Source organism: Streptomyces sp. NPDC058307 (assembly GCF_042880295.1).
Taxonomy (GTDB): Bacteria; Actinomycetota; Actinomycetes; order Streptomycetales; family Streptomycetaceae; genus Streptomyces.
On the sequence record NZ_JBHVYZ010000014.1, the window covers coordinates 12,870 to 37,579 of the forward strand.

23 protein-coding genes are annotated in these 24,710 nt (G+C 70.6%); 12 read left to right on the forward strand and 11 right to left on the reverse strand.

Translation table 11 applies throughout. The annotated features are described in order from the left end of the window. Window positions 1-20: 20 nt before the first annotated feature. A complete protein-coding gene (locus tag ACFVYN_RS12880; RefSeq protein WP_389996659.1) occupies window positions 21-1,226 on the reverse strand; it encodes an ROK family protein in 1,206 nt (401 codons plus the stop codon). Window positions 1,227-1,407: 181 nt separating this feature from the next. On the opposite strand from ACFVYN_RS12880, the gene ACFVYN_RS12885 reads away from it, so the two are divergent. The 5 genes from ACFVYN_RS12885 to ACFVYN_RS12905 all read left to right on the forward strand — a co-directional run bounded on the left by ACFVYN_RS12885 (window position 1,408) and on the right by ACFVYN_RS12905 (window position 7,532). Continuing rightward, a complete protein-coding gene (locus tag ACFVYN_RS12885) occupies window positions 1,408-3,156 on the forward strand; it encodes a peptide ABC transporter substrate-binding protein (RefSeq protein WP_389996662.1) in 1,749 nt (582 codons plus the stop codon). After that, a complete protein-coding gene (locus tag ACFVYN_RS12890) occupies window positions 3,156-4,115 on the forward strand; it encodes an ABC transporter permease (RefSeq protein ID WP_389996946.1) in 960 nt (319 codons plus the stop codon). Before ACFVYN_RS12885 ends, ACFVYN_RS12890 begins: the two co-directional genes overlap by 1 nt. An 80-nt stretch (window positions 4,116-4,195) precedes the next feature. Then, on the forward strand, window positions 4,196-5,020 hold the full coding sequence (locus ACFVYN_RS12895; RefSeq protein WP_389996948.1) for an ABC transporter permease: 825 nt from the start codon (window positions 4,196-4,198) through the stop codon (window positions 5,018-5,020). Then, window positions 5,017-6,636, forward strand: a complete 1,620-nt coding sequence (locus ACFVYN_RS12900) for a dipeptide ABC transporter ATP-binding protein (protein WP_389996665.1) — start codon at window positions 5,017-5,019, stop codon at window positions 6,634-6,636. The genes ACFVYN_RS12895 and ACFVYN_RS12900 overlap by 4 nt, the downstream gene beginning before the upstream one ends. Window positions 6,637-6,638: 2 nt before the next feature. Beyond that, window positions 6,639-7,532, forward strand: coding sequence for an ROK family protein (locus ACFVYN_RS12905; protein ID WP_389996950.1), 894 nt, complete (start codon window positions 6,639-6,641; stop codon window positions 7,530-7,532). Between the two features lie 225 nt (window positions 7,533-7,757). On the opposite strand, the gene ACFVYN_RS12910 is transcribed toward ACFVYN_RS12905, so the two are convergent. Continuing rightward, window positions 7,758-8,723: an ABC transporter substrate-binding protein gene (locus ACFVYN_RS12910; RefSeq protein ID WP_389996668.1), complete on the reverse strand. Its 966-nt coding sequence runs from the start codon at window positions 8,721-8,723 to the stop codon at window positions 7,758-7,760. 368 nt (window positions 8,724-9,091) lie between these two features. Between ACFVYN_RS12910 and ACFVYN_RS12915 the strand changes: the two genes are divergently transcribed. From ACFVYN_RS12915 to ACFVYN_RS12940, 6 genes are all read left to right on the forward strand, one after another. Further along, complete coding sequence (locus tag ACFVYN_RS12915; protein ID WP_389996671.1) at window positions 9,092-11,737, forward strand: ATP-binding protein; 2,646 nt, start codon at window positions 9,092-9,094, stop codon at window positions 11,735-11,737. Continuing rightward, on the forward strand, window positions 11,734-12,210 hold the full coding sequence (locus ACFVYN_RS12920; protein ID WP_389996674.1) for a roadblock/LC7 domain-containing protein: 477 nt from the start codon (window positions 11,734-11,736) through the stop codon (window positions 12,208-12,210). Before ACFVYN_RS12915 ends, ACFVYN_RS12920 begins: the two co-directional genes overlap by 4 nt. Before the next feature lie 19 nt (window positions 12,211-12,229). Continuing rightward, window positions 12,230-12,646: a DUF742 domain-containing protein gene (locus tag ACFVYN_RS12925; RefSeq protein ID WP_389996677.1), complete on the forward strand. Its 417-nt coding sequence runs from the start codon at window positions 12,230-12,232 to the stop codon at window positions 12,644-12,646. After that, entirely contained in the window at window positions 12,633-13,235 is a 603-nt protein-coding gene (locus tag ACFVYN_RS12930) for an ATP/GTP-binding protein (protein ID WP_389996680.1), read from the forward strand. The genes ACFVYN_RS12925 and ACFVYN_RS12930 overlap by 14 nt, the downstream gene beginning before the upstream one ends. Before the next feature lie 190 nt (window positions 13,236-13,425). Next, window positions 13,426-14,436, forward strand: a complete 1,011-nt coding sequence (locus tag ACFVYN_RS12935) for a polyprenyl synthetase family protein (RefSeq protein ID WP_389996683.1) — start codon at window positions 13,426-13,428, stop codon at window positions 14,434-14,436. A 53-nt stretch (window positions 14,437-14,489) separates the two neighbouring features. Next, window positions 14,490-15,560 (forward strand): polyprenyl synthetase family protein, encoded by a 1,071-nt coding sequence (locus ACFVYN_RS12940; RefSeq protein WP_389996686.1) that lies wholly within the window; start codon window positions 14,490-14,492, stop codon window positions 15,558-15,560. 10 nt (window positions 15,561-15,570) lie between these two features. On the opposite strand, the gene ACFVYN_RS12945 is transcribed toward ACFVYN_RS12940, so the two are convergent. The 7 genes from ACFVYN_RS12945 to ACFVYN_RS12975 form a co-directional block, all read right to left on the reverse strand. Further along, a complete protein-coding gene (locus tag ACFVYN_RS12945; RefSeq protein ID WP_389996689.1) occupies window positions 15,571-16,827 on the reverse strand; it encodes a hypothetical protein in 1,257 nt (418 codons plus the stop codon). After that, window positions 16,827-17,408, reverse strand: coding sequence for a hypothetical protein (locus ACFVYN_RS12950; RefSeq protein ID WP_389996692.1), 582 nt, complete (start codon window positions 17,406-17,408; stop codon window positions 16,827-16,829). Before ACFVYN_RS12950 ends, ACFVYN_RS12945 begins: the two co-directional genes overlap by 1 nt. Before the next feature lie 94 nt (window positions 17,409-17,502). Further along, window positions 17,503-18,285, reverse strand: coding sequence for an ABC transporter permease (locus ACFVYN_RS12955; RefSeq protein WP_389996695.1), 783 nt, complete (start codon window positions 18,283-18,285; stop codon window positions 17,503-17,505). A 29-nt stretch (window positions 18,286-18,314) separates the two neighbouring features. After that, window positions 18,315-18,983 (reverse strand): ATP-binding cassette domain-containing protein, encoded by a 669-nt coding sequence (locus tag ACFVYN_RS12960; protein WP_389996698.1) that lies wholly within the window; start codon window positions 18,981-18,983, stop codon window positions 18,315-18,317. Between the two features lie 85 nt (window positions 18,984-19,068). Then, the gene (locus ACFVYN_RS12965; RefSeq protein WP_352381960.1) at window positions 19,069-19,737 is read right to left on the reverse strand and encodes an ABC transporter permease; all 669 of its coding nucleotides are present in this window, start codon (window positions 19,735-19,737) and stop codon (window positions 19,069-19,071) included. Then, window positions 19,734-20,423: an ABC transporter permease gene (locus ACFVYN_RS12970; RefSeq protein WP_389996702.1), complete on the reverse strand. Its 690-nt coding sequence runs from the start codon at window positions 20,421-20,423 to the stop codon at window positions 19,734-19,736. Before ACFVYN_RS12970 ends, ACFVYN_RS12965 begins: the two co-directional genes overlap by 4 nt. Beyond that, entirely contained in the window at window positions 20,420-21,550 is a 1,131-nt protein-coding gene (locus ACFVYN_RS12975) for an ABC transporter ATP-binding protein (RefSeq protein ID WP_389996705.1), read from the reverse strand. Before ACFVYN_RS12975 ends, ACFVYN_RS12970 begins: the two co-directional genes overlap by 4 nt. A 239-nt stretch (window positions 21,551-21,789) precedes the next feature. Here ACFVYN_RS12975 and ACFVYN_RS12980 point away from each other — a divergent pair, with 239 nt between their 5' ends. Then, on the forward strand, window positions 21,790-23,811 hold the full coding sequence (locus tag ACFVYN_RS12980) for an ArnT family glycosyltransferase (protein WP_389996707.1): 2,022 nt from the start codon (window positions 21,790-21,792) through the stop codon (window positions 23,809-23,811). A 40-nt stretch (window positions 23,812-23,851) separates the two neighbouring features. Here the strand turns inward: ACFVYN_RS12980 and ACFVYN_RS12985 are convergent, their stop codons facing one another. After that, window positions 23,852-24,574: an FAD:protein FMN transferase gene (locus ACFVYN_RS12985; protein ID WP_389996710.1), complete on the reverse strand. Its 723-nt coding sequence runs from the start codon at window positions 24,572-24,574 to the stop codon at window positions 23,852-23,854. An 8-nt stretch (window positions 24,575-24,582) separates the two neighbouring features. Further along, entirely contained in the window at window positions 24,583-24,708 is a 126-nt protein-coding gene (locus ACFVYN_RS12990; protein ID WP_389996953.1) for an FMN-binding protein, read from the reverse strand. Window positions 24,709-24,710: the final 2 nt, after the last annotated feature.

A 24,710-nucleotide genomic window follows, 5' to 3' on the forward strand; every position in this document is an offset into this window, starting at 1 on the left:
CGTCGTGGCTGGTCGTGCCCCTACAGGCCTCCGGTGACCGTCCGCATCGCCTGCGCCAGCGCCCGCTGCAACGCGAACTGCCCCGCCCCCGCCAGCCCCGCGTCCGCGCCCAGCGACGTGCGCTCGATCACCAGGTGCTGTGTCACCAGGGGGTGGCAGCCCTCGTACAGCTGGCTCCGTACCGCGGCGACGAACGGCTCCAGGGTGGAGAGGATGCCGCCCAGGTACACCGCGTCCGGGTTGAAGAAGTTGACGTTGGCGGCGAGGACCTGGCCCAGGTAGCGGCCGGCCTGGCGGACCGCGCGGGTGGCTTCGGGATCGGCGTCGGTGGCCAGCCGTACGACGTCCTCGGTGGACGCCACCCGCAGGCCCCGCTCCCGCAGGATCCGGACCAGTGCCGCACCCGAGGCGACCGTCTCCAGGCAGCCCGTGTTGCCGCAGGAGCAGGGGGTGTCCTGGGCGGCCTCGACGCGGACGTGGGTGATCTCCCCCGCCCCGCCGGTCGCGCCCCGGTACAGCCGTCCGTCGGCGATGATGCCCGCGCCGATTCCGGAACCCACCTTCACCATGATCGACTGCCGGTGCTCGGCGGGCCGCACGCTGTGCTCGCCGACGGCCATGCAGTTGGCGTCGTTCTCGACGGCCACCGGCACGGCGAGGCGTTCCTCGAACCAGTCGCGCACGGGGAAGCGGTTCCAGCCGGGCATGCGCGCGGGCAGGGTCACCAGGCCCGGCTCCACGTCGACCGGGCCCGGCAGGCACAGGCCGACGCCCCGCAACCGGCCCGGGCCATGCCGGTCGATCAGGGTCTGGAGGGTGTCCGCCAGGCCGGGCAGCGCGGCCTCGGGGCCGTCCGCCGTGGCGAACGGGACCGTCGAGACGTCGGTGAGGCCGCCCCCGGGGTGGACGACCCCCACGTGCGCGTGCTTTCCGCCGATGTCGGCCGCGACCGCGTACCCGTCGCTGCCGCCGAGCCGCAGCACCTTGCGCGGCCGCCCACCGGTGGAGGACCGGGTGCCCTCCTCGGCGACCAGGCCGTGGTCCAGCAACTGGCCGACCGCGAAGGACACGGTCGAGGGCGCGGCCCCCAGCAGCGCGGCGAGTTCCGTACGGGTCGACGCCTGCCCGGAGGCAAGGAGTTCGAGGACGCCCTCGGCGAGCGAGGAGAAGCCGGTGCCGTGCCGTCGGGGCGGTTGCCGGTGCGGTGGCGGACTTTTTTCAAGCATGGTCGAAGTTACTCCCGAATTCGACGGCTCAGGCGTTGAGCGTAGGCCCGAAAACCCTCTCCGTGCTTTTTCCAGAACAGCAGAAACAGGCTTTTTACAGCGGCACGCCTATTTCTTCCAACAGACGGGGCGTTCACTGGCTCCGCCCCCCGCTTCCGCCTCCCTGGCCCCTGGAGCAACCATGTCCCCTGCCCGCACGAGACTTCTCGCCGGTGCCGCCGCCCTCAGCGCGGGCACCCTGCTGCTCACCGCGTGTTCCGGGTCGAGCGGCTCGTCGTCGTCCTCCTCGCACGACACGATCGACTACGCGTTGCCCGCGAACTTCACCCCGAACTGGATCCTGCCGATCGGCACCGCGGCGCACCTCAACACCAACAACATCTCCATCGCGAACACCCTGTGGGAACCGCTCATCGCCTACGACGGCTCCACCGGCAAGATCGGCTGGAACAAAGCCGGTTCGGTCGCCACGGCCGCCGACTTCGCCGCCGACAACAAGAGCGTGACGATCACTCTCGGCGACCGGCACTGGAGCGACGGGAAGCCGATCACCTCGGCGGACGTGAAGTTCTGGTTCGACCTCATCAAGGCGAACAAGGCGGCCTGGGCGGGCTACAACCCCGGCAAGGCGCCGGACAACTGGACGTCCTTCAAGACGGTGGACGCCCGCCACTTCACGATCACCTTCGACCGGGCGTACAACCCGCAGTGGATGCTGGCCAACGAGCTCAACTCCATCACCCCGCTGCCGCAGCACGTCTGGGCCGGGGGCCGGGACGCCAAGCAGGCATGGACGTACCTCAACGACGCGGCCAAGAACATCTCCGGATACGCCTCGAACCCGCTGTGGAAGACCATCAGCGGCCCCTACGCCGTCAAGTCCTTCTCCACCGCCGGGAAGGTCGTCCTCACCGCCAACAAGAAGTACGACGGCGGCGAGAAGGCGAACATCCCCACGGTGAACCTGCTGCCCTTCACGACCGCGGACGCCGAGAAGAACGCCCTGCGTTCCGGCAGCGTCGACTACGGCTACATCGAGGCCACCGACCTCGACCAGAAGGACAGCTTCACCGCACAGGGCTACAAGGTGCAGCCGTGGTCGGGCTGGGCGATCACCTACATGCCGTACAACTTCAACAACCCGGCGATGGGCGCGGTGTTCAAGCAGCTGTACGCCCGTCAGGCCGTCCAGCACTCCATCGACCAGACGGCCCTCGCGAAGGTCGTCCTCAACGGGACGGCGACACCCGGATACGGCCCCGTCCCGCAGGGACAGGCCTCGGACTTCCTGTCGCCCGTGCAGAAGGACAACCCGTACCCCTTCTCGAACGCCACCGCCGAGTCCCTTCTCACCAGCCACGGTTGGACCGAGCAGGGCGGGGTGATGACATGCGCCGAGCCCGCGAAGTGCGGTGCGGGGGTCGCCAAGGGCACGAAGTTCGAGATGCAGGTGCTCTCGCAGTCCGGCTCCGCGGTCACCGACAACATGATGAGCGCGATCCAGTCCTCGCTCGCGAAGACCGGCATCAAGTTCTCCATCAAGACGGCCCCGGTCAACTCGGTGCTCTCGCAGACCCCGCAGTGCACCTCGGGGCAGTCCATCTGCAAGTGGCAGCTGAGCTTCTTCGGCACGGCGGGCAGTTGGTACTTCAACGCCTTCCCGACCGGTGACTCGCTGTTCCAGACCGGCGGCGGCTCCAACTTCGGCAACTACTCGAACCCGGATGTCGACAAGCTCATCTCCGCTACCACCACATCGAGTTCGAACCAGGCGATCCAGGACTACAGCGCGGCCCTGGCGAAGGACCTGCCGGTGATCTGGCTGCCCGAGCCCGACTACCAGATCTCCGTCGTCAGGAACGGTCTCGGCGGCTTCTCGCAAGACTCGCTCGCCAACTTCCACCCGGCACAGTGGAAGTGGACGAACTAGTGGACACAGCCGTCTACCTCGCCCGCCGGCTTCTTCAGGCACTCGCCGTGATCCTGATCGTCACGATCGTGGTCTTCTGCCTGCTGCACGCGCTTCCCGGGGGCCCCGCGCGCGGGATCCTCGGGCCGCAGGCGACGGCCGGGCAGATCGCCGCGTTCAACCACGAGCAGGGGCTCGACCGGTCCCTGCCCGTGCAGTACGTCTACTACCTGCGCGAGTTGGCGCAGGGGGACCTCGGGACGTCGTACACGCTGAACGAGGCGGTCTCCCGGCTGATCGGGCAACGGTTGCCGAAGACGCTGGTGCTGACCGTGCTGTCCGCGGTGGTCGGGCTGTTGCTGGCGGTGCCGCTCGGGATGTGGCAGGCCGTGCGGCGGAACAAGCCGGCCGACTACGTCATCACCACGCTGAGCTTCGTCGCCTATTCGACACCGGTGTACTTCCTGGGGTTGCTGCTGATCCTGCTGTTCACGCAGACGCTTCGGTGGTTTCCGTCGCAGGCCCCGCAAGGGGACACGTTGGGGCAGGTGCTCGCGGATCCGGCGGGGCTGGTGCTGCCCGTGGTCACGGGGGCCGCGTCGATGGTGGCCGTGTTCAGCCGCTATATGCGGGGCGCGACGCTGGAGAACCTCTCCGAGGACTATGTGCGGACCGCCCGGGCGGGGGGTGCGTCGCAGTACGCGGTTCTCTTCCGGCATGTGTTCCGCAACTCGCTGACCCCGGTGGTGGCGATGCTCGGGTACTACGTGCCGGTGCTGTTCGGGGGCGCGCTGGTGGTGGAGCAGCTGTTCAACTACCCGGGGATGGGGCTGTTGTTCTGGTCCGCGGCACAGTCGTCGGACTATCCGGTGCTGCTCGGGTCGGTGCTGGTGATCTCGGTGGCGACTGTTGTGGGGACCTTGCTCGCGGATGTCGTGCAGCGGGTCGTGGATCCTCGGGTGAAGGAGGGGCGGGCGTGAGCGGTCGTGTCGAAACCGTCCGCCGGCGGGGGCTCGTCGCGCCCCGCGGCGGAGCCGCGAAGGGACGACGCCCCGCGCCCCTGAAGGCGCGTTTCGCGCGCAACAGGCTTGCTGTGGCCGGACTCGCAGTCGTCATCCTCTTCGTGATCTTCTGCTTCGTCGGGCCGCTGGTGTACTCCACCGACCAGACCCATACCGATCTCACGCAGGTCAACCTGGCGCCGAATGCAGCCCATTGGCTCGGTACCGACGCCGTCGGACACGACCAGCTCGGGCGGCTCATGTACGGCGGGCAGGTGTCGTTGCTCGTCGGGCTGGCGGCGGGGCTGCTGGCCACCGTCATCGGGACGCTGTGGGGGGCCGTCGCGGGGTATGCGGGCGGGTGGGTCGATGCCGTGATGATGCGGGTCGTCGACGCGGGTATCGCCATTCCCGCGCTGTTCATCCTGCTGGTCGTCTCCGCCATCACCAGTCCCGGCCCGCTCGGGCTGATCGTCGTGCTCGGGCTGGTGTCCTGGCTGGTGCCGTCCCGGCTGGTGCGGGCCGAGACACTCACGCTGAAGAACCGGGACTACGTGCTGACCCTGCGCGCCACCGGCGGCACGCACGGGCGGGCGATCCGGCGGCACATCCTGCCGAACGCCGTCTCCACGATCGTCGTCGCGGCCACCTTCCAGATCGCCGACGCGATCCTGCTCATCGCGTACGTGTCGTATCTGGGCCTCGGTGTCCAGCCGCCGAGGACCGACTGGGGCGGCATGCTGTCGGCCGGCCTGACGGCCGCGTACTCGGGGCGCTGGTGGCTGATCGTGCCACCGGGCCTCGCGATCATCCTCGTCGTGTGCGCGTTCAACGCGATCGGCGACGGGCTGCGGGACGCCTTCGACGTGAGGGGACGGGCATGAACATCCTGACCATCGAGGATCTCGGGGTGACCTTCTCCACCGAGACGGGTGACGTGCCCGCCGTCCGCGGGGTGTCGCTGCGGGTGCGGCCCGGGGAGACGTTGGCGCTGGTCGGCGAGTCGGGGTCCGGCAAGTCGACGGTCGCGCTCGCCGCGATGGGACTGCTGCCTGGCACCGCGCGGGCCTCGGGGCGGATCGCGGTCGACGGCACGGAGATCGTCGGGGCGCCGGAGGCCGCGCTCGCCCGGCTGCGGGGGCGGACCGCCTCCATGGTGTTCCAGGAGCCGGCCACCGCTCTCGACCCGCTCACCCGGGTCGGTGCCCAGATCGCGGAGGTCGTACGGAACCACCGGGACGTCTCCCGGTCCGAGGCCGCGCGGGAGGCGGTCGAGCTCCTGCGCCGTGTCGGGATTCCCGAGCCGGAGCGGCGGGCCTCGGCGTTTCCCTTCCAGCTGTCGGGCGGACAGCGGCAGCGGGTCGTCATCGCCATGGCGATCGCCAACTCGCCGAGCCTGCTGATCGCGGACGAGCCGACCACCGCGCTCGACGTCACCGTGCAGGCCGAGATCCTGGATCTGCTGCGGCGCCTGGCGGCCGACTCGGGCACCGGCGTCCTGCTGGTCACGCACAACATGGGCGTGGTCGCCGACTTCGCGGACCGGGTCGCTGTGATGCTGCGGGGCGAGGTCGTGGAGACGGGGCCGGTGGAGGAGGTGCTGCTGCGGCCCGGGCACGCGTACACGCGGGGACTGCTGGCGGCGGTGCCTCGGCTGCGGCTCAGCGGTGAGGACGCTCCCGCGGTCGAAGAACCTCCCGTGGTGCGACTGCGTGACGTGTCGGTGCGGTTCGGGCGCATCCGGGCCCTGGACGGGATCTCTCTCGACGTCCGTCCCGGTGAAACCGTCGGCCTCGTGGGCGAGTCCGGGTCGGGCAAGTCGACGGCGGCCAGGGTCGCGCTCGGGCTCGTCGCGCCCGCCTCCGGCTCGGTGTCGCTGTTCGGGACGGACCTCGGCCGGGTCAGGGGCCGGAAACGGCGGGCCCTGCTGGCCGGTGTCGGTGTGGTGCTCCAGGACCCGGTGGCCTCGCTGGACGCGCGGATGAGTGTGGCCGAGTGCGTGGCCGAGCCGCTGCGGGTGCACCGCAGGGGCATGTCGGGGACCGAGCGGCAGGAGCGGGTCGCCGAGATGCTCGAACTCGTGCGGTTGCCCAGGGAGTTGGCGGGCCGGGGCCCTCGTGAGCTGTCCGGTGGTCAGCGGCAGCGGGTGAGTCTCGCGCGGGCCCTGGTGCTCGAACCCCGGCTGCTGGTGGCGGACGAGCCGACCAGCGCGCTCGATGTGAGCGTGCAGCGGACCGTGCTGGGGGTGATCGCCGAGTTGCAGCGGGAGCTGGGTTTCGCCTGTCTCTTCGTCTCCCACGACCTGGCCGTGGTCCAGGAGTTCGCCCAGCGGGTCGTCGTCATGCGGGACGGGCGGGTCGAGGAACAGGGCCCGACCATGTCCACGCTGCTGCGCCCGGAGACCGACTACACCCGGCGGCTCCTCGCGGCCGTGCCCGTGCCGGATCCGGTGGTGCAACGCGAGCGGCGTGCCCGACGGCAGACGGAGGTCACCGCGTGAAGGTGGTCGCCGGTGTCGACATCGGCGGCACGAGCACCCAAGTGGCCCTGTGCGCAGCGGACTTGACCGTCGTCGACCGGCTGGAGCTGCCCACCCCGGCGGCCGCCGGCGGGGGCGCGATGGCCGGCGCCGCGCTTTCTGCCGTACGCCTGCTGCTCGGCCGTACGCCCGCACGGCTGCTGGGTGTCGGGGTCGGGGCGGCGGGTGTGGTGGACGCGCGCGAGGGGCGGATCCTGGTGGCCAGCGACTCCTTCCGGGGCTGGGCCGGGTTCGCGGTGACGTCCGCGTTCGAGGAGGCGCTCGGGGTGCCGGCGTTCCTGGACAACGACGTCAACGCGTTCCTGAGCGGCGAGGCGACGGCCGGCGCGGTCGCGGGCGAGCCGCATGTGCTCGGGATGACCCTCGGGACCGGGGTCGGCGGGGCGCTGTGGCTGGACGGGGCGCTGTACGACGGGCCGCACGGTGCGGCGGGTGAGATCGGGCACGTGCCGGGCTTCGGCGACCTGCCGTGCACCTGTGGCGGGCGCGGTCATCTGGAGACGCTGGCGTCGGGGCGGTCGATCACGGCGCGGTACGAGGAGCGGACCGGGCGGCAGCGGAGCGCACGCGAAGTGGCGGAGGCCGCCGACCCGGACGCGCTCGCCGTGTACGAGGACGCGGGCGCCGCGGTCGCCCGCGCGCTCCTGGTGACGGCGGGGCTGCTGGACATCACCACGGTCGTGATCGGTGGGGGCGTCAGCCGCGCCTGGCCGCTCCTGGAACCGTCGATCCTGCGGGCCCTGGCCACCGAACCCCCGGTCAGCGGGCATCCGGTGCGGGTGGTGCCCTCGCTGCTCGGCGAGGACGCGGTGGCGGTGGGCGCGGCGGCCCGGGTGCGGGCGGAACTCGGAATCTGACCTGCGGCCGCCCGAAGACCAGCGCGATCGCTGCTGCGGACGGTGCACGCGTCGCTCGGACCGGCCGGGGTGAGGCCGAGCCCCTGGCGGAGCGGAACCCGGGCCCCCGGCCAGAGCCGAGCCCGCGGCGAAGTGCCGAGCGTCACCCCGTCAGAACCGGCGCGGGTCTCCGCTGTGAGGGAGCTCCGCCACAGCGGAGACCATCGCGCCGGTCGGCGAGGAGGATCAGCCGAGGCCGTTCGTCTTCAGCCAGGCCTTCGCCACGTCCAGCGGGTCCTTGTTGTCCAGCTGGACCTGGGAGTCCATGGCGAGGAGCGCCTTGGTGTCCAGCTTGGCCGAGACCGCGTTCAGGGCGGCCACGCCCTCCTGGGTGAGACCGGACTTGTAGACCAGCGGGGTCACGTTCGCGAAGCCGAAGAGGTTCTTCGGGTCCTGGAGGACGACGAACTTCTCCTTGGTGATGGTCGGGTCGGTCGTGAAGATGTCCGCGGCCTGCACGGTGTTCTTCTTGAGCGCCGCCTGGGTCAGCGGACCGCCCGCGTCGAGGGCCTTGAAGGACTCGAACTTCAGGCCGTACTGGGACTCCAGGCCGAGCAGACCCTGCTGCCGGGTCTGGAACTCCGGCGAGCCCCCGATGACCAGCTTCGGGGCGATGGACTTGAGGTCGGCGAGAGTGGACTCGCCGGTCAGGCTGTACTTCTTCGCGGTCTCCGCGTTGACCGTGACCGAGTCCTTGTCCTCCGCCGGCGCCGACTCCAGCAGCGTCAGCTTGGAGTCGAGCTTGGCCTTGACCCCGGCGTTGACGGCCTGCGCGGACTCCTGCTTGGCGTTCTTGTCCAGGTAGGCCAGCAGCGAGCCGTTGTACTCGGGCAGGACGGTGATGGAGCCGTTCTTCAGCAGGCCGTAGGTGGTCTCGCGGCTGCCGATGTTGGGCTTGTAGGTGACCTTGACGCCCTTGGCCTTCAGTGCCTCGCCGTAGATGTCGGCGAGCAGGATGCTCTCGGCGAAGTTGTTCGAGCCGACGACCACGGTGTCGCCGCTGGCGGCGCCCCCCGTGTCCTGGCTCAGCGGGTCGGAGCTTTTGTCGGAGGACCCGCATCCCGCCAGCAGGACCGTGGCGGCGGCGAGCGCGACGGCGGCCACGCCGGGGTTCTTCCTGAGGGACCTGCGGTGTGCGGCGGTAGAAGTCACGATTCCCGTTCCGGAACTCAGGGGGATGCAAGGTGTTCGGGGCGTCCGGGAGGGGAAGCCCTTGCACTGATCCAATCCAGCCTGTTCTCCCTCAGTCAAGAGCGACCTGGTCACAATTGGCATCAGCCCGTGATCGGTTGTGAAGGAAACGCAAAACCGGCACGCGGGGTACGACTCGGGTTGTAACGGATTCTTGACTCAGGGCGGCAACAAGCGCTGTCCGAAGAGGCTGTAGTCTCGCCGCAGTTGGCGCCGGTCACACAGGCGTGCAGGAGCCACTCAGGTGTCCCTACGCACCGTCCCGTAGCGATCAGAATCGGTCAGGCGTGTTCTCGCGCGCCGGCCGAGACCCCCATGAAGGAGGGCTGGTGTCCACGAACGAGGTGGACGTGTCCACCCGGTCGGCACCGCCGCCGCACCGGGACGGCGCACGCGGCGACCGGGGGCTACGGGACTTCGCCGAGCGCTGGCCGTTCCGGCGCAAGCTGAACATCCTGGTGGGCGTGCCCCTCGCGGTGGTCGCCGTGCTGCTGGCCTATCTCTTCGCCGACCAGGTCGGCCAGTCCCGGGACGCGTCGGACGCGGCCCAGCTGGTGCGGGACAGCGCCGAAGTGGCCAAGCTCGTCGGGCAGTTGGAGGCCGAGCACCAGCAGGCCGTCCTGCTCTCCGTGCGCCACCAGTCCAGCTGGGACGGACGCGCCCCCTCGCAGGCCGCCTACCGCGAGGCGCAGATCCGCGTGGACAACCAGGTCGAGAAGGTCCGCGAGGTCTTCGGCGGCCGGCTGCCGCAGGAGGAGGCCCAGGCCCTTCGCGAGGTCAACGGCCTGGCGGACCTGCGCAACACCATCGAGAAGGCCTACCTGCCCGCCGACAACATCGACCCGGCCTACAGCGACGCCGCCGAGGGCCTGATCGACGGCCTCGGGCTCGACCGCAACCCGGCCCTCGCGGCCACCTTCACCGGCAACCTGCTCGACTCGCTGCTGCGCGCCGACGCCGCGCACGGCTCCTTCGAGACCGGTGTCTTCTCCGCGACGACCGGTGACTCCAACGCCCTCATCGAGCTGATCGGCGCGATCGGCTCCTACGACGAGTACACCCACCAGGTCGAACGCTTCGGCCGGTTCGCCAGTGCGGAGCAGTCCGAGGAACTCGGCGACATCGAGCACAACACGGCCCAGGCGGCGATCGCCCGGCAGTACGCCGAGCTGCAGATCGACCCCGGTTCGCTGCAGGCGGGGACCCCGTCCGAGATCAAGGACGCCTTCCAGACGGCGCTCGACTCCTACCCGGACTACCGCGCCCAGGCCCGGACCCGGCTGAAGACCACCACCTCGCTCATCGGCCAGATCGCCGACCGCGCCGACACCGCCTCGCGGGACGCGCGCTCGAACGCGGCCTGGCTGCTCGGATCGGCCCTGCTGGGCTTTGTGCTCTGGCTCGCCTTCTCGGTCGCCGTACGACGCTCGGTGGTGCGCCCGGTGCAGGCGCTCACCGGTGCCGCGAGGCAGGTCGCCGAGGTGGCGGGCCGGGAGCTGGCCCGCGTGGCCGACGACGACACCGAGGACACCGGGACGCCGCGGCTCCAGGAGATGCCGGTCACCGCGAAGGACGAGATCGGCGATCTCGCCGAAGTGTTCAACCAGGTGCAGACCACCGCGGTCGCGCTCCTCGAACGCCAGGTGCTCAGCCGGCGCAACGTCGCCGAGATGTTCGGCAACGTGGGCCGCCGGGTCAGCAACCTCACCACCCGGCAGCTGGCCCTGATCGACGCGGTCGAGCGCGGCGAGACCGACCCGGCGCTCCTGGAACGCCTCTACAGCATCGACCACATCGCGGTCCGTCTGCGCCGCAACGCCGACAGCCTGATGCTGCTGGCCGGCATCCGCGAGACCGTCCTCGACTCCGGGCCGCTCGCCCTGACCAACGTGGTGCGCGCCGCGCTCGGCCAGATCGAGGGCTTCCGGCGGGTCTCCCTCCAGGCCGGCACGGAGGCCATGGTCGAGCCCGACATCATCGGCGACCTCACCCTGATGGTGGCCGAACTCGTCGAGAACGCCGTGTCCTTCTCGCCCGCCGGCAGCCCCGTCGAGGTGATCGTCAAGGACAGCCACGAGGGCGCGCTGGTCGTCATCTCCGACCACGGTCTCGGCATGAGTCCCGAACGCCTGGAGGAGGAGAACGCCCGCCTGATCCGCCGTGAGCGCCTCGACCTCGTCCCGACGAAGGTCCTCGGCCTGTTCGTGGTCGGCACACTGGCCCGCCGCTGGGACGTCAGCGTGGTCCTGTCCCGCACACCGGGAGGCGGCGTGACGGCCGAGGTGACCATCCCGGCTTCCCTCCTGCTGACGATGAGCCCCGTGTCGAGTGCGCCGGCGCAGCCCCGTACGGCTTCGGTGGCGGGCGTCGGTCCGGGCACCGCCACGGGAACGCGCCCGGCACCGGCCTGGGCCTCGGACCCCGACTCGGAGACGACCTCCGCCCCGACACCGGGCCCGGATCCGGTCCGGGCGACAGCTTCTACGGCCGTACGGCCCGAGTCGGTCCAGGAGCCGGCCGCAGGCCCGACGGCCCGGCGTACAGCGGCCACCGAGCCCGGCGGCACGGTGGCCGCCGCTTCCGCCGACGGAGACCACGCGCCCCTCCCCCGCCGCGTCCCGCACCGCGACACGACCGTGTCTGCCCAACTCCCCTCCGCCACAGCTCCGTTCATCCCGCAGGCCCGCACCGGTGAGGCACCCGGGAACGGTGACGGCGGCGACGGCGCCCGCCCCCTTCGGCGCCGTGTCCGTGGTGCCACGCTGCGCACCACTGTCGGTGCCGAGGCCGTGCAGAAGACGGCTCCCGTCCGGCCCGCCGACGCGGAGGCCGTACGCGACGCGCTCGACGAGTTCGAGGCGGCCGTGGAGCGCGCCCACCGGGACAGTGCGACCGGCAGCCACCCCAGACCCGCACTCAGGGACGACAACCCCCCGCACGAACAGAACCACTCCCCGGAAGGAGCGGAGCAGTGAGCACGTCCACAGGTGACACGCCTACGGAAGGCACCACGCCCGCCGACCTGCAGGCCGCCGCAGCCGACTTCACCTGGCTGCTGAACCGTTTCGCGACGGAGACCGCGGGCGTCGTCGACGCCATCGCCGTCTCCTCGGACGGGCTGCTCATCGCCGTGTCGGAGCTGCGTGAGCCCGCGGACTCCGAGCGCCTCGCCGCGATCGTCTCCGGCATCACGAGCCTGGCCGCCGGAGCCTCCGGCAACTACGGCCTCGGCGGTCTCAACAAGGTCATCATCGACCTGGAGGGCGGCCATGTCCTGGTCTCCGCGATCGGCAGCGGCGCCGTGCTCGGCGTCGTCACCGACAAGGAGGCCAAGCTCGGCAACATCGCGTACGAGATGACGCTGTTCGCGAACCGCGCCGGCAGCGCGCTCAGCCCGCAGCTCGTGCTCGAACTCAAGAACAGCGTCGGCACCGCGTCGAAGCGCTGACCGAGGAGGAAGCGCAGTCATGGCGGACGGCAGCACGCCTCCGAACCCGGAGCCGGGCGGTCCCGTACCCGCCGTACGGCCGTTCCTCGTCACCGCCGGCCGGGTGGCACCCGATCCGTCCGGCCGGACGATGCCCGTCGAGACCCAGGTGGTGGCCACCGCCGAGGGACTCGCCGTGCTCGACCGGCTCGCCTTCGAACAGCACGACATCGTCGCCGCGTGCCGGATCCCGCAGTCCATCGCGGAGATCGCGGCCCGGCTGCGGCTGCACCTGAACGTGGTGCGGATCCTCGCCGAGGACCTGCGCACGGCCGGTCAGCTGACGGTGCACGTGCCCGACACCGACGCCACCCACGACTCCTCCGTCCTGCGCCGGCTCATCGACGGCCTGCGCGCCATCCCCGACTCCCGAGGGGTACTCCGTGACACCGACTGAACCGGCCTCCCGGCCCTCGGCCGCGCCCTCCGCCGCCGTACGACCGCCGCTGCCGGTCAAAATGGTGATCGCGGGCGGCTTCGGGGTGGGCAAGACCACCGCGGTCGGCTCGATCTCCGAGATCGAGCCGCTGACCACCGAGGCCGCCATCACCGAGGTCGCCGCGGGGGTGGACGACCTCAGCCACACCCCGCGCAAGACCACGACCACGGTCGCGATGGACTTCGGCTGCATCACCGTCGACCCGACCCTGAAGCTGTACCTGTTCGGCACGCCGGGCCAGGAGCGTTTCGGCTTCATGTGGGACGACATCGTCGAGGGCGCGCTCGGCGGCCTGGTCATCGTCGACACCCGCCGTCTCGACGACTGCTACGCCGCGGTCGACTACTTCGAGCACAAGCAGATCCCGTTCGCGGTCGCCGTCAACGCCTTCGACGGCAGGGTCGAGCACACCCTGGACGAGGTCCGCTGGGCCCTCGACGTCAACGACCGCGTCCCGGTGATCGTCTTCGACGCCAGGGAGCGCGGTTCGGTACGGGACGCGCTGCTGGTCGTACTGGAACAGGCGCTGGCGCGCACGGAGGCTTGACGCTCGCCTACGACACGGGCGACACGATCCAGGGCCCGGACGCGTGCTGTTCAGCGGTGTGGGTCGTTGGACGGATCATGCAGACCAACATGAGGCCGGCCCCCCTGGTGGGGAGTGGTGAGTCATGACGTCGGGCGTGGTCGATGCGCGAGCTGTGGATCTGCCTGCGGTGCAGCGCCAAGTCGATGGCGTGCTCGAGGACTTCTTGGCCGAGAAGGCTCGTGCGGGGGCCGGCCGGGGGCTTCCGCCGGAGGTGGTGCAGACCGTACGCGACTTCCTGACAGCCGGCGGGAAGCGGATCCGGGCGCTCTTGTGCGTCGTGGGCTGGCACGCCGCCGGTGGCCAGGGTGATGCGGCGTCGGCGGTGCGGGTGGCTGCGTCCTTGGAGTTGTTCGTGGCCTTCGCCCTCATCCACGACGACATCATGGACGACTCGGCCAGCCGCCGCGGCCGACCCGCTGTTCACCGCGTGATGCGTGCCCGGCTGGGAGCCGGCGAGCGGACCGAGCGGCTGGGTGCGGGCGGCGCGTTGCTGGTGGGCAACCTGGCTCTGATGTGGGCGCAGGAACTACTGCACACCACCCCGATGGAGTCCGGCAGACGTCGGCTGGTCCACGGGCTGTATGACGCGATGCTGGAAGAGGTGATGTACGGGCAGTACCTGGACGTCATGGGTACCGGCCGTGGCGCTGATGACATCGAGGCGGCCTTGCGGATCATCCGCTACAAGACCGCCACCGCGACGATCGAGCGGCCCCTGCAACTGGGGGCTGCCGTCGCCGGGGCCGACGAGGCCACGATGGAGGTCTTCACCCGGCTGGGCCGGCCGCTGGGGGAGGCGTTCCAGCTGCGGGACGACCTGCTGGACGCGTTCGGCAGCGCGGACGGCGCATGCGCTCCCGGCCTGAGCGACCTGCGGGAGGGCAAGCGGACCGTGCTGCTGGCCCTGGCCCTGCGGAACGCCGACCCGGTCCAGCGGAAGCGGCTTGACCGGCTGGTGGGCCGGGCCGACCTTCAGGAGCGGGAAGCGGCGGAGATCCGGGCCGTCCTGATCGCGACGGGGGCACGACAGGAGACCGAACGGATGATCGCTTCCCGTTACGACCATGTCCTGCGCGTCCTGGACGGGGCCGGGCTCCCGCAGTCCGCGGATCGTGCTCTGCGCGGCCTGGCGGTCAAGGCCACCCGGTACACCTCCTGACCCTGCTGCGACCACAGCGGTGTCACCCGACCCCCGAGCAGGAAGAACTCGTGATGACCGAGCAGGTTCTCGATCGTGTCGCCGGATACGAGCGCTGGTTCAACACGCGCTTCGAGGAGTACTTCGACACGTTGAGCGACAGGCTGGACGCACCGCCGTTCAGCCGTTTCACCCCGGAGTGCATTGATTTGCTACGAGATTTCTCCCTGCGTGGCGGAAAACGGTTCAGGGCCGTGGCAGTGAACGAGGCCGCCCGCCTGGTGACCGCCGAACCGGTCGAAGGTCTGGACGCCGCGGCGCTGAGCATCGAGCTGCTCCACACGTCCGGCCTGGTGCATGACGACCTGATCGATGACGGTCCGGTCCGCCGGGGAGGCCCGTCCACCTACTACGTCTACCGGGAGAGGTTCCCTGATCATCCGCACACGGCGATCGGTCTGACCGTGCTCGCGGGGGACCTCGCCCTCGCCCTGTCGCTGCGGGTGTTGCTGGAGACGAAGGCGCCCGTGGGGGTGCGACAGGCCATGGTCGAGGTCCAGACCCGGGCAGCGGCGGACACGTTCATGGGGCAGATCATCGACGTCGAGCGGGACTTCATGGCCGCCCCGGACGAAGAGATCCTGCACTGCGTGTCCGACTACAAGACCGCACGCTACTCGCTTCTCGCACCCATGCAGCTGGGACTGCTGGCCGCAGGGGAACAGCCCTCCCTCTTCGAGAAGGAGCTGCGTGACTACGCCCGGCTGGTCGGCATCAGCGAAACGATGCGCGACGACTACCTGGATCTGTTCGGCGACCCGGCCGTCCTGGGCAAGCCGACCGGCGCCGACCTCCGTGACGGCAAGCGCAGTTACGCTCTCCACGCCCTGCTTGCAGCCGTTGACGGCCCGGAGCGTCGCGTGGTGGAGGCCGCGTTCGGCGATGCGTCCTGCACGCCGGAGACCGTCGCCGCCCTCAGGGAGATCGGCGAACGCCGCGGTGTGGCGGACCGGCTGAGAACCGACATGCACCGCCACGCGCAGCAGGCGTCCACGGTGGCCGCCGGCTGGCAGTCACGGTGGCGGGAGGAGGCGGTCACCTTCTTCCAGCAGCTGCCGCTGTGGAGCGTCCATCGCACCAGGTGACCGGCCGCACCTACAAGGTGCTCGGTGGCGGGGCCGAGCGCGTCAGCTCCGTGAGGGCCCGGCGCCAGCGTTCGGGAATGCTGTCGGCGCCGGGAAGGGCGGTGTCGATGCGGAAGGAGACGCTGGTGGTGTCTTCGTACGTCGTCGCCGCGACGGCCAGGGGGACGCCGGGCGGGCAGCACATGATGGGGTCGATGCGGTGCACGGCAGCCTCGCCGTAGTGCAGAGGACGGCGTACCACGAGGTAGGAGGCGCAGACGGTGAGCCGCCCAGGGACCGTGCTCGCGTCCACGAGGAGCTGGAGCAGCCGCCGGGGAAGCCGGGTGAGGGCCGCTCTCAGCACCGCCTTGTGTCCGGCGGACTTGAGTACGGAGGTGACGGCCGCCGTGCGTGCCAGGCGCCGGTCCACCGGCATGGTCCCGCCGGGCAGATCGATCCGGGTCAGGAACAGCCGGTTGCCGGGGGCCGCGACCTCGTCGGGCGTGCGCACGTTGACGGGGACCATCACAGGGATCGTCGTGGTGGTGGCGTGCGGCCAGGCGTCCTCGGCCCACTGGGTGATCGCGTGGACCACAGTGGCGAGGTAGACGTCGTTGACGCTGGTCCCGCCGGCGCGGGCCGCGGCACGCAGACCGGCGGAGGGTGCCTGGGCCCACAGCAGGTGGCGGCGGCTCGACAGCGGATGCGCGGCGGACTGCCACAGGCGGTGCCGGCGCGCGTGCCGCAGCAGGCTCACGGCACTGCGGGCGGTTCGGCGCAGGCCGGCCCGGGCGGGCGCGGGGAACTGGGGCAGCGGACGCGGGCCGAACAGCGTGTCCAGCACCGTGCCGATGTTGGCACCGTCCTGAACGGCGTGGTGCGTGAGATAGAGCAGAGCGGACCCGTCGGGCACGTGACCGTGCAGAAGGATCATGCGCCAGGCCGGGACCTGCTCCGGCCACGGCTCTCTCAGCGCGAGACGCACTGCTGCCTCGAGGGCCCGCGGTTCGCCGTCGACGTGCTGGGCGCGGATGTGCCAGGTCAGGTCCGGGTCGGCCGGCATCCACTGTGCGGTCGGTCCGTTGCCGGTCAGGACATGCGTCAGACAGGGCAGCTCGTCCAGATGGGCGGTGACGTGCTCGCGCAGGCCGGCGAGACCGGGCACCGCGCCGGTCAGGTGCAGTACTGCCCCGATCGTCGCGTGGGCGTCCGGATGCTCCGCGAGCCGGTCAGCCCTGACCAGGACGAGATCGGCGGGGCCGGGGGCCGGGAACGGGTTCAGGCCCATCACCTCACGAGGTCGAAGACGGGGGAGCTGACGGCCGCTCCGATGAGGAACCCGACGCCTACCTGCGCGGCGGTGTGGCAGCGCAGCCGGATGCGGGAGCAGCCGATCAGCACCACCACGGGAGCCAGCACGAGCGACCAGGGGCCGAAGACCGTGGCGAGGATGGTGAGGGCACCGGAGGCGACGGCGGAGTGCACCGACACCTTCCAGAAAAAGGTGATCACCAGGAGGGCGAGGAGAACGGCGAGCATCGCGGTCACCAGGGCCGTCACCTCGACGGGAGCATCCAGCTGATACAGCAGTACGGTGCCGGTGATGACCGAGGCCATCACACCCGGGGCCGCCACGATGCGGTCCTGCCGGCGGCGCACATGCCGGTCTCCCCAGTACCGGCGGTGCTCGCCGAGCCGAAGGATCACCGTGGGCAGCACCGCGGTGAACATCGCCGCGACCACGCCCCAGCCGATGCCGGCCCAACCGTCCGTGTGCCGGCCCAGCAGGGGGGCCAGGAGCAGCATCCAGTTCCGGGGCTCGCCGCCGTCGCTGAGCAGCCACGCCCAGCGCGCTTCCGTTCGAGGCACCGCCTCCTGCACCGCCAGGCTCTCCCGTCCTCACCTTGTCACGCTGTCGCCGTACACGGCGTTCATGGTCCGAACGACACTCGCACCGGGCCGGTCACGACACCGGCGCAGCCTGCTCGGCGCCCGTCGACGGTGCCTTGGCCCCCGCACGCGGGACGCGCGTGCGGGTCCGGGCGGCGAAGGCGGCGATGCCCAGTGCGGCCATGCCCACCGCCCAGCCTCCGCCCAGCAGGAGGCAACCGGCCGGCACCACCTGCAGACCGGCAGCCGCCACCGAGGTCTGCACCGCCGCGTAGGCCGGCAGCAGACGCACCACGAGACTGTCGGCGTCCGGGTTGATCAGCGGGTTCTGCAGCACCAGATCAATGGAACTGATCATGATGGCGAGGAACATGCCGGCCAGCTCGCTGCGCACCACGGCCGCCAGCACCATCCCGATTCCGCCGTAGACCACGGCACCGGTGAACATGCCCGCGGCGAGCACCAGGGGCTGCTCGGGCCGCCAGAACAAGTGCATCCACGCGGTGGTGTAGGCAGCGACCACGGCCGCGACCAGAAAGAGCGCACCGCACTTGGCGAGCGCGAGACACGACCGGGGAAAGCCGGCCCGCACCAAGCGCTGGTCGAACGGCGCGGAACGCACCGTGGCGACGAACATCATGAACGCGATGACCAGCGACAGGGCCTGCAGCGCACCGTTGATCTGGAGCAGGATGTTGCCGTCCATGACCACCGTGCGGCCGACCGGACGGATCCGGAACCGCAAGGGGGCGGACGCCACCACCGTGAACGCCAGGGTGGTCCACAGCGGCACGAACAAGACCACGATGAGCAGCGCCAGCCGGTTACGCGCCTGCTCGATCAGTGCGAACCGCACGGCCGTACGGAAGCAGGACCACCACCGCGTCATACCGCCGCCATCCCCGCTTCGGTCTGTTCCGTCTCCCGCAGTACGCCGGCCTCGAGGCGGTACAGGGTGTCCAGGCGGGAGGCGTCATGGGCGAGGTGGGAGACCACCAGGACCGCGCAGCCCCGGTCCCGCAGGTCGGCTGCCACATCCCAGAACCGCAGGTAGGTGTCCCAGTCGAAACCCTGATACGGCTCGTCCAGAAGCAGCACCCGGGGTTCGTGCATCAGGGCGAGAACCAGATTGAGTTTCTGGCGCGTGCCGCCGCTGAGCGCCGCCACCCGTTCATGCCGGCAGTCGCTGAAGTTCAACCGCTCCAACAGCTCGAAGGCCCTGGTCAGGCTGCTGATGCCGTAGGCGGTCCGGAAGAACTGCAAGTGCTGATCGACGGTGAAAGCCTGGTGGAGCACGGTGTCCTGCGGGCAGCTGCCCAGTTGGCCCGCCCGCTCCACCGCACCGCTGTCCGCGACGAGATCTCCGGCCAGGATGCGCAGCAGCGTGCTCTTGCCGGCGCCGTTCTCACCGACGATGCCCACCAGTTGACCGGCAAGAAGGTCGAGCGACACCCCGCGCAGGACAGGACGCTGCCGGTAGCCCTTCCGCACACCTCGCACCCGCAGCACCGGGTCGAGCGAGCTCACCACCGCACCCTCCACATCGCTGCGCACCCCCCGACCGAACGCCGTCACTTCTCGGCTCCGGTCCTGCAACGATCAGGACGTCCCACAGGACACGAACGGCGGGCGGGCAGGTCTAGTTGCTCCGGAGCACCCCGCGCGAGACCGTGAGCCGGGTGATCCCCCAGAACAGTGCCAGCGTCGCGAGCGCCATCAGGGCGACCAGTGTGGCGCCGCCCACGACCTTCTCGTAGTTGCGCTGGTACAGGCCGTCGACGATGTACCGGCCCAGGCCGCCCAGGGAGACGTACGCGGCGATGGTGGCCGTCGAGACGATCTGGATGGCCGCCGAGCGCAGTCCGCCGAGGATGAGCGGGAGGGCGACCGGGAGTTCGACCCGGAAGAGCACCTCGATCTGGTGCATGCCCATCCCGCGCGCCGCGTCCACCGGGGCGGGGTCCACCGACCGCATCGCCTCGTAGGTGGTGACCAGGATCGGCGGCACGGCGAGCACGACCAGCGGGATCATCACGTTGATCAGTCCGAAGCCGAGCGACAGGGTCATCAGGACCAGCAGGCCGAAGGTGGGCACGGCCCGCCCGGCGACGGCGATGAAGGCCAGCGCGTTGCCGCCCCGCCCGTAGTGCCCGGTGACGAGCCCCACCGGCAGTCCGATCGCCGCGGCGATGGCGAGCGCCTCCAGCGTGTACTGGACGTGCTCCCCCAGCCTCGTGGGAATCCCGTCGTAGCCCTGCCAGTGCGCGCTGTCGCTGAAGAAGGCGTTGATGAAGTTGAGGACGTTCACCGGGCGGCGACCTCCGGTTCGGGCCGGTCCGCGCGCCGCGCACGCGCGCCGCTCGGCATCCACGGCGTCAGAAGGATCCGTACGACGACCAGCAGGCCGTCGGCGAGGATCGCGAGGACCGCCATGGTGACCACGGCGTTCACGGCGAGTTCGGGCCGGTTGTAGATGTTCGCGTCGTTGATGAGGTTGCCGAGCGCACCCTGGTTGCCGATGAGGGCGCCGACGCTGACGAGGGAGATGCTCGAGACGGTCGCCACCCGCAGCCCCGCGATGATGGCGGGCACGGCGATCGGCAACTGGACCTGGACGTAACGGCGTACGGGTCCGAAGCCCATCGCCGTCGCGGCCGCGAGGGTCTCCTGCGGCACCGAACGGACGCCGTCGACGATCGCCGGGACCAGGATGACGAGCGTGTAGACGGTGAGCGGGATCATCACCGTGAGTTCGGTCTGGCCGGTGTAGTCGATGAGGACCACGAAGAAGGCCAGTGACGGGATCGCGTACAGCACGGTCGTCACCCACAGCACGGGCGGGTACAGAAGCCGGAAGCGCACGCACAGCTGGGACAGCGGCAGGGCGATCAGCAGCCCGGCGAGGACCGGCAGCAGGGCTTCCCTGAGGTGCAGCCCGATCAGCCCGAGCCAGCTGTGCTGGAGGTCGCTCGGGATGTCGAAGAAGCCGTTCACCGGGCGGCCTTGGCGTCCGTACGGCCCTGCGCGTGCGCTCCGCGGATCGCCTCGCCGATGGCCTGCTGGGAGACCACCCCGGCCACCCGCCCGTCGGCGTCGACGCCGACGGCCCACCCGGTGGGCGAGAGCACGGCGCAGTCCAGCGCGGCCCGCAGCGAGTCGGCGCCGGCGACGAACGGCCGCCCGTACGGCAGCAGTTGGGCGGTGTCGACACTGCCCGCGGTCAGGTCCCGCGGCTCGCTCCAGCCGAGGGGCTTGCCGTCCACGTCCGTGACAAGGAGGTAGGGGGCGTCGGCCATGTCACGGGCGGCGATCTGCTCGGCGGTGGCGTCGAGGGCGACGACCGGGGTGGTGAGCAGCCGGAGTCCGGAGGAGGGGAAGAAGGAGAGCCGCCGGATGCCCCGGTCGGTGCCGAGGAAGTCCTCGACGAACGCGTCGGCGGGGTTGGAGAGCAGTTCGGCGGGCGGCGCGTACTGGGCGAGCTTGCCGCCCGTGCGCATCACGGCGACCATCGTGCCGATCTTGACGGCCTCGTCGATGTCATGGGTGACGAAGACGATGGTCTTGCCCAACTCGTCCTGGATGCGCAGGAGTTCGTCCTGGAGTCCCTTGCGGACAACGGGGTCGACGGCCGAGAACGGCTCGTCCATCAGCAGGACCGGCGGATCGGCGGCGAGCGCCCGCGCCACCCCGACGCGCTGCTGCTGTCCGCCGGACAGCTGATAGGGGTACCGCTTGGCGAGGGAGCCGTCGAGGCCGACCCGCTCCATCAGCTCCCGGGCCCTGGCCCGTGCCTTCTCCTTGCCCCAGCCCAGCATCCGGGGCACGGTGGCGATGTTGTCGACGATCGTGCGGTGCTGGAAGAGACCGGCGTTCTGGATGACGTACCCCATGGACCGGCGCAGCGTGTTGACGGGCTGCTGCCGGCTGTCCTTGCCGTCGATCAGGATGGTCCCCTCGCTGGGCTCGACCATCCGGTTGATCATGCGCAGGGTCGTCGTCTTGCCGCAGCCCGAGGGACCTACGAGGACGGTGATCGAACGGTCGGGGATCTCCAAGGAGAGGCGGTCGACCGCCACCGTGCCGTCCGGGTACCGCTTGGTGACTGAATCTATCCGTATCAAAGCGCCGCATACCCTTCGGGTCTGCCAGAGGTTGTCCGCATTCGGCCGGTCCAGCAGGCCGTCCGGCAGAGTCTAGACGGCTTGTGTTGCAGACATTCGAACAGTGGCGCCGATCCCCCACTGTGCACGACCTGTGAGTTCCCTGATTCTCATCCTTCGTTCAGCGGAGCCACAGGGATCGCCCAGCACCCGGCCCGAGGGTCGTCATCACCACCGCTCGGAGACCTGGAGTACCTGCCATGACGACCCTCGCCCCACCGCCCCCCCCGACCACCGAGGACGGCCGGCACCGGGCTGTGCCGCCCGCCGCGAGCAGCCGGCTGCGCAGGATGTTCACCGGTGCCCCGGAGGACCCCCGCTGGGCCCGCCCGGTGCTCTGGGCGATCCTGGTGCTGGCCACGGCGCTGTACGCCTGGAACCTTTCCTCCCTCACCGGCAACACCTTCTACGACGCGGCCGTCTACTCCGGCACCAGGAGCTGGAAGGCGTTCTTCTTCGGCGCCCTGGACTCCGGCGGCTTCATCACGGTCGACAAGCCGCCGTTCGCCCTGTGGGTGATGGGCCTCTCGGCGCGTGCCTTCGGGTACGGCACCTGGCAGCTGATGCTGCCGATGGTCGCGGTCGGCACCGGCTCGGTCGCCCTGCTGTACCGCATGGTCAAGCGGGACTTCGGCGCCGTCGCGGGCACGATCGCGGCGCTCGTGCTCACCCTCACTCCCATCACCGTCGCCATCGACCGGGACACCAACCCCGACCCGGTCCTCGTCTTCCTGATGCTGCTGGGCGCGGCCGCGCTGATGAAGGCGGTGCGTACCGGACGGCTCATGCCGCTGGTGTGGTCCGGGGTCGCGATCGGCTTCGCGTTCAACACCAAGATGATGCAGGCGTACGTCGTCCTGCCGGTCTTCTTCCTCGTCTACCTCTGGGCCGCTCAGGTCGGCCTGGGCAGGCGGATCCGCAACCTCGCCGTCGCCACAGCCGCGCTGGTCGTCTCCAGCGCCTGGTGGATGGTGGTCGTCGACCTCATTCCGGCGTCCTCCCGGCCGTACATCGGCGGCTCCACGGACAACACGGTGTGGGACCTGGTCATCGGCTACAACGGCTTCGGCCGGATCTTCGGGGCGAGCTCGTCGGTGGGCTCGCAGGGCAACGGCGCGAGCTTCGGCGGCGAGGCGGGTCTGTACCGGCTGTTCAACAGCATCATGGGCGGCCAGATCTCCTGGCTGATCCCCTTCGCCCTCGTCGCGCTGATCGGCGGTCTGGTGCTGCGCGGCCGAGCGCCCCGCACAGACCCCAGGCGGGCGGCGCTGCTGCTGTGGGGCGGCTGGTTCGTCCTGCACTACCTGACCTTCGCCCTGGCCGAGGGCACCTTCCACCCGTACTACGTCACCGCCATGGCACCCGGGATCGCGGCCCTGGCCGGTATCGGCGGCGTGATGCTGTACCGGGCCTTCCGTGCGGGTGCGGCGGCGAAGTGGGCGTGGGTGCTGCCTGCGGCGATCGCCATCAGCACGGTGTGGGCGGTCGTCCTGCTCCAGCGGGTCTCCGGCTCCGGGACACTGTACACGGTCGCCGAGGTCGTGGCCGGGGTCGCGGGTGCGGTCGCGGTGATCGGGCTGCTGCTCGGCCGGTTCACCGGGCGGCAGCGACTGACGGGCATCGCGGCCCTCGCGGCGGTCGTCGCCCTGCTCGCCGGTCCCGCCGCGTACTCGGTCTCGGCGGCCACTTCCAGCACCAACGGCACCAATCCGACGGCCGGTCCGAGCACCGGCGGCATGGGCGGGGGCGGCGGCATGGGCGGGGGCCAGCGGCCCAGCGGGAGCGGCGGCCCGGGCGGCGGCACCGGCACGGGCAACAGCGGCACGAGCAATAGCGGCAGCGCGCCGGGCGGCTCCAGCAGCCAGTCCACGTCCGGCCGTACCGCCGGAGGCATGGGCGGCACCCAGGTCTCCTCCGCGATGATCTCGTATCTGAAGAAGAACCAGGACGGCGCCACCTGGCTGGTCGCGGTCGCCACCGACCAGACCGCCTCCTCGGTCATCCTGGAGTCCGGTGAGCCGGTGATATCCATGGGCGGCTGGTCCGGCTCCGACAACGCCATGACCCTCGCCAAGCTCAAGAGCCTCGTGAAGTCCGGCAAGCTGCACTACATCGTCGTCGGCGACAGCGGCCAGGGCTCCTCGAACTCCGAGATCTCCACCTGGGTCAAGAAGAACGGCACAGCGGTCTCCGCCTACAGCGGCCTGTACCGCCTCGGCTGACGAGCGCGCGGGCCCACGGACACGCGGAGGGCGGGTGCTGTCAGGGGACGGCCGGGAAGCCGGGCGTACGCAGCACCCGTCGCTCCGCGTCCACCGCGAACACCTCGCAGCCGTCCAGGGAGGCCACCCAGTCGACGCCCCCGGGGCCCAGGGCGAAGGCCGCCGTGGCGACCGAGTCGGCCTCCGTGAGCGTCGGCGCCACGACCGTCAGGCTGAGCAAGCCCGTCGCCGGGCGGCCGGTGCGGGCGTCGAGGATGTGGTCGCCGCGTTCGTAACGGGCGGAGGTGGCCACCGCGCCGTCGGTGAGCTGCAGGACCGTGCACAGCTTGTCGGCGTGTTCGGGGTGCCGTACGCCCACCCGCCAGGGGCCGCCGGCGGTGACCACGTCACCGCCGGCGTTGAGGACGAACCGCGTCGCGCCGGCCGCTCTCAGCAGCTCCGCCGCCCGCTGCACCGACCAGCCCTTGACCACCGCGCAGGGGTCGAGCCGACGACCGGGCAGCCGTACGTCGAAGGCGCCGCCGGTGGCGAGCCGGTAGTGCTCGCACAGGTCGAGGATCTCGCGCAGCTCTCCGCTCAGCCCGCCCGCGGACAGCTCGCCGCGGTCGAACCGCGAGACCTCGCTGTCCTCCTTGAACGGGCTGAACCGGGCGTCGACCTCGCGCAGCCAATCGAAGACCGCGTCGGCGGCGGACTCGGGGACGTGCTCGTCGTCGACCCGGAGCGAGACGGGGAAGCCCATGACGTGTTCGACGCGATGCATCGCAGAAATCAGCCCTTCGCGTCGATCGCGGCCTGGAGGGACTCCTTGTAGGCCTCACTGGTGATCGTCGCACCGGACACCGTGTCGATGTCCGCGCTCTGCGCCTGGAGTGTCTCCGCGACCAGCTTCGGCACGG

Coding starts and splice junctions, on each gene's coding strand:
- ACFVYN_RS12885 (WP_389996662.1), top strand. CDS start 1,408: ATGTCCCCTGCCCGCACGAGACTTCTCGCCGGTGCCGCCGCCCTCAGC.
- ACFVYN_RS12985 (WP_389996710.1), bottom strand. CDS start 24,574: ATGCATCGCGTCGAACACGTCATGGGCTTCCCCGTCTCGCTCCGGGTC.
- ACFVYN_RS12980 (WP_389996707.1), top strand. CDS start 21,790: ATGACGACCCTCGCCCCACCGCCCCCCCCGACCACCGAGGACGGCCGG.
- ACFVYN_RS12900 (WP_389996665.1), top strand. CDS start 5,017: ATGAACATCCTGACCATCGAGGATCTCGGGGTGACCTTCTCCACCGAG.
- ACFVYN_RS12925 (WP_389996677.1), top strand. CDS start 12,230: ATGGCGGACGGCAGCACGCCTCCGAACCCGGAGCCGGGCGGTCCCGTA.
- ACFVYN_RS12880 (WP_389996659.1), bottom strand. CDS start 1,226: ATGCTTGAAAAAAGTCCGCCACCGCACCGGCAACCGCCCCGACGGCAC.
- ACFVYN_RS12940 (WP_389996686.1), top strand. CDS start 14,490: ATGACCGAGCAGGTTCTCGATCGTGTCGCCGGATACGAGCGCTGGTTC.
- ACFVYN_RS12945 (WP_389996689.1), bottom strand. CDS start 16,827: ATGGGCCTGAACCCGTTCCCGGCCCCCGGCCCCGCCGATCTCGTCCTG.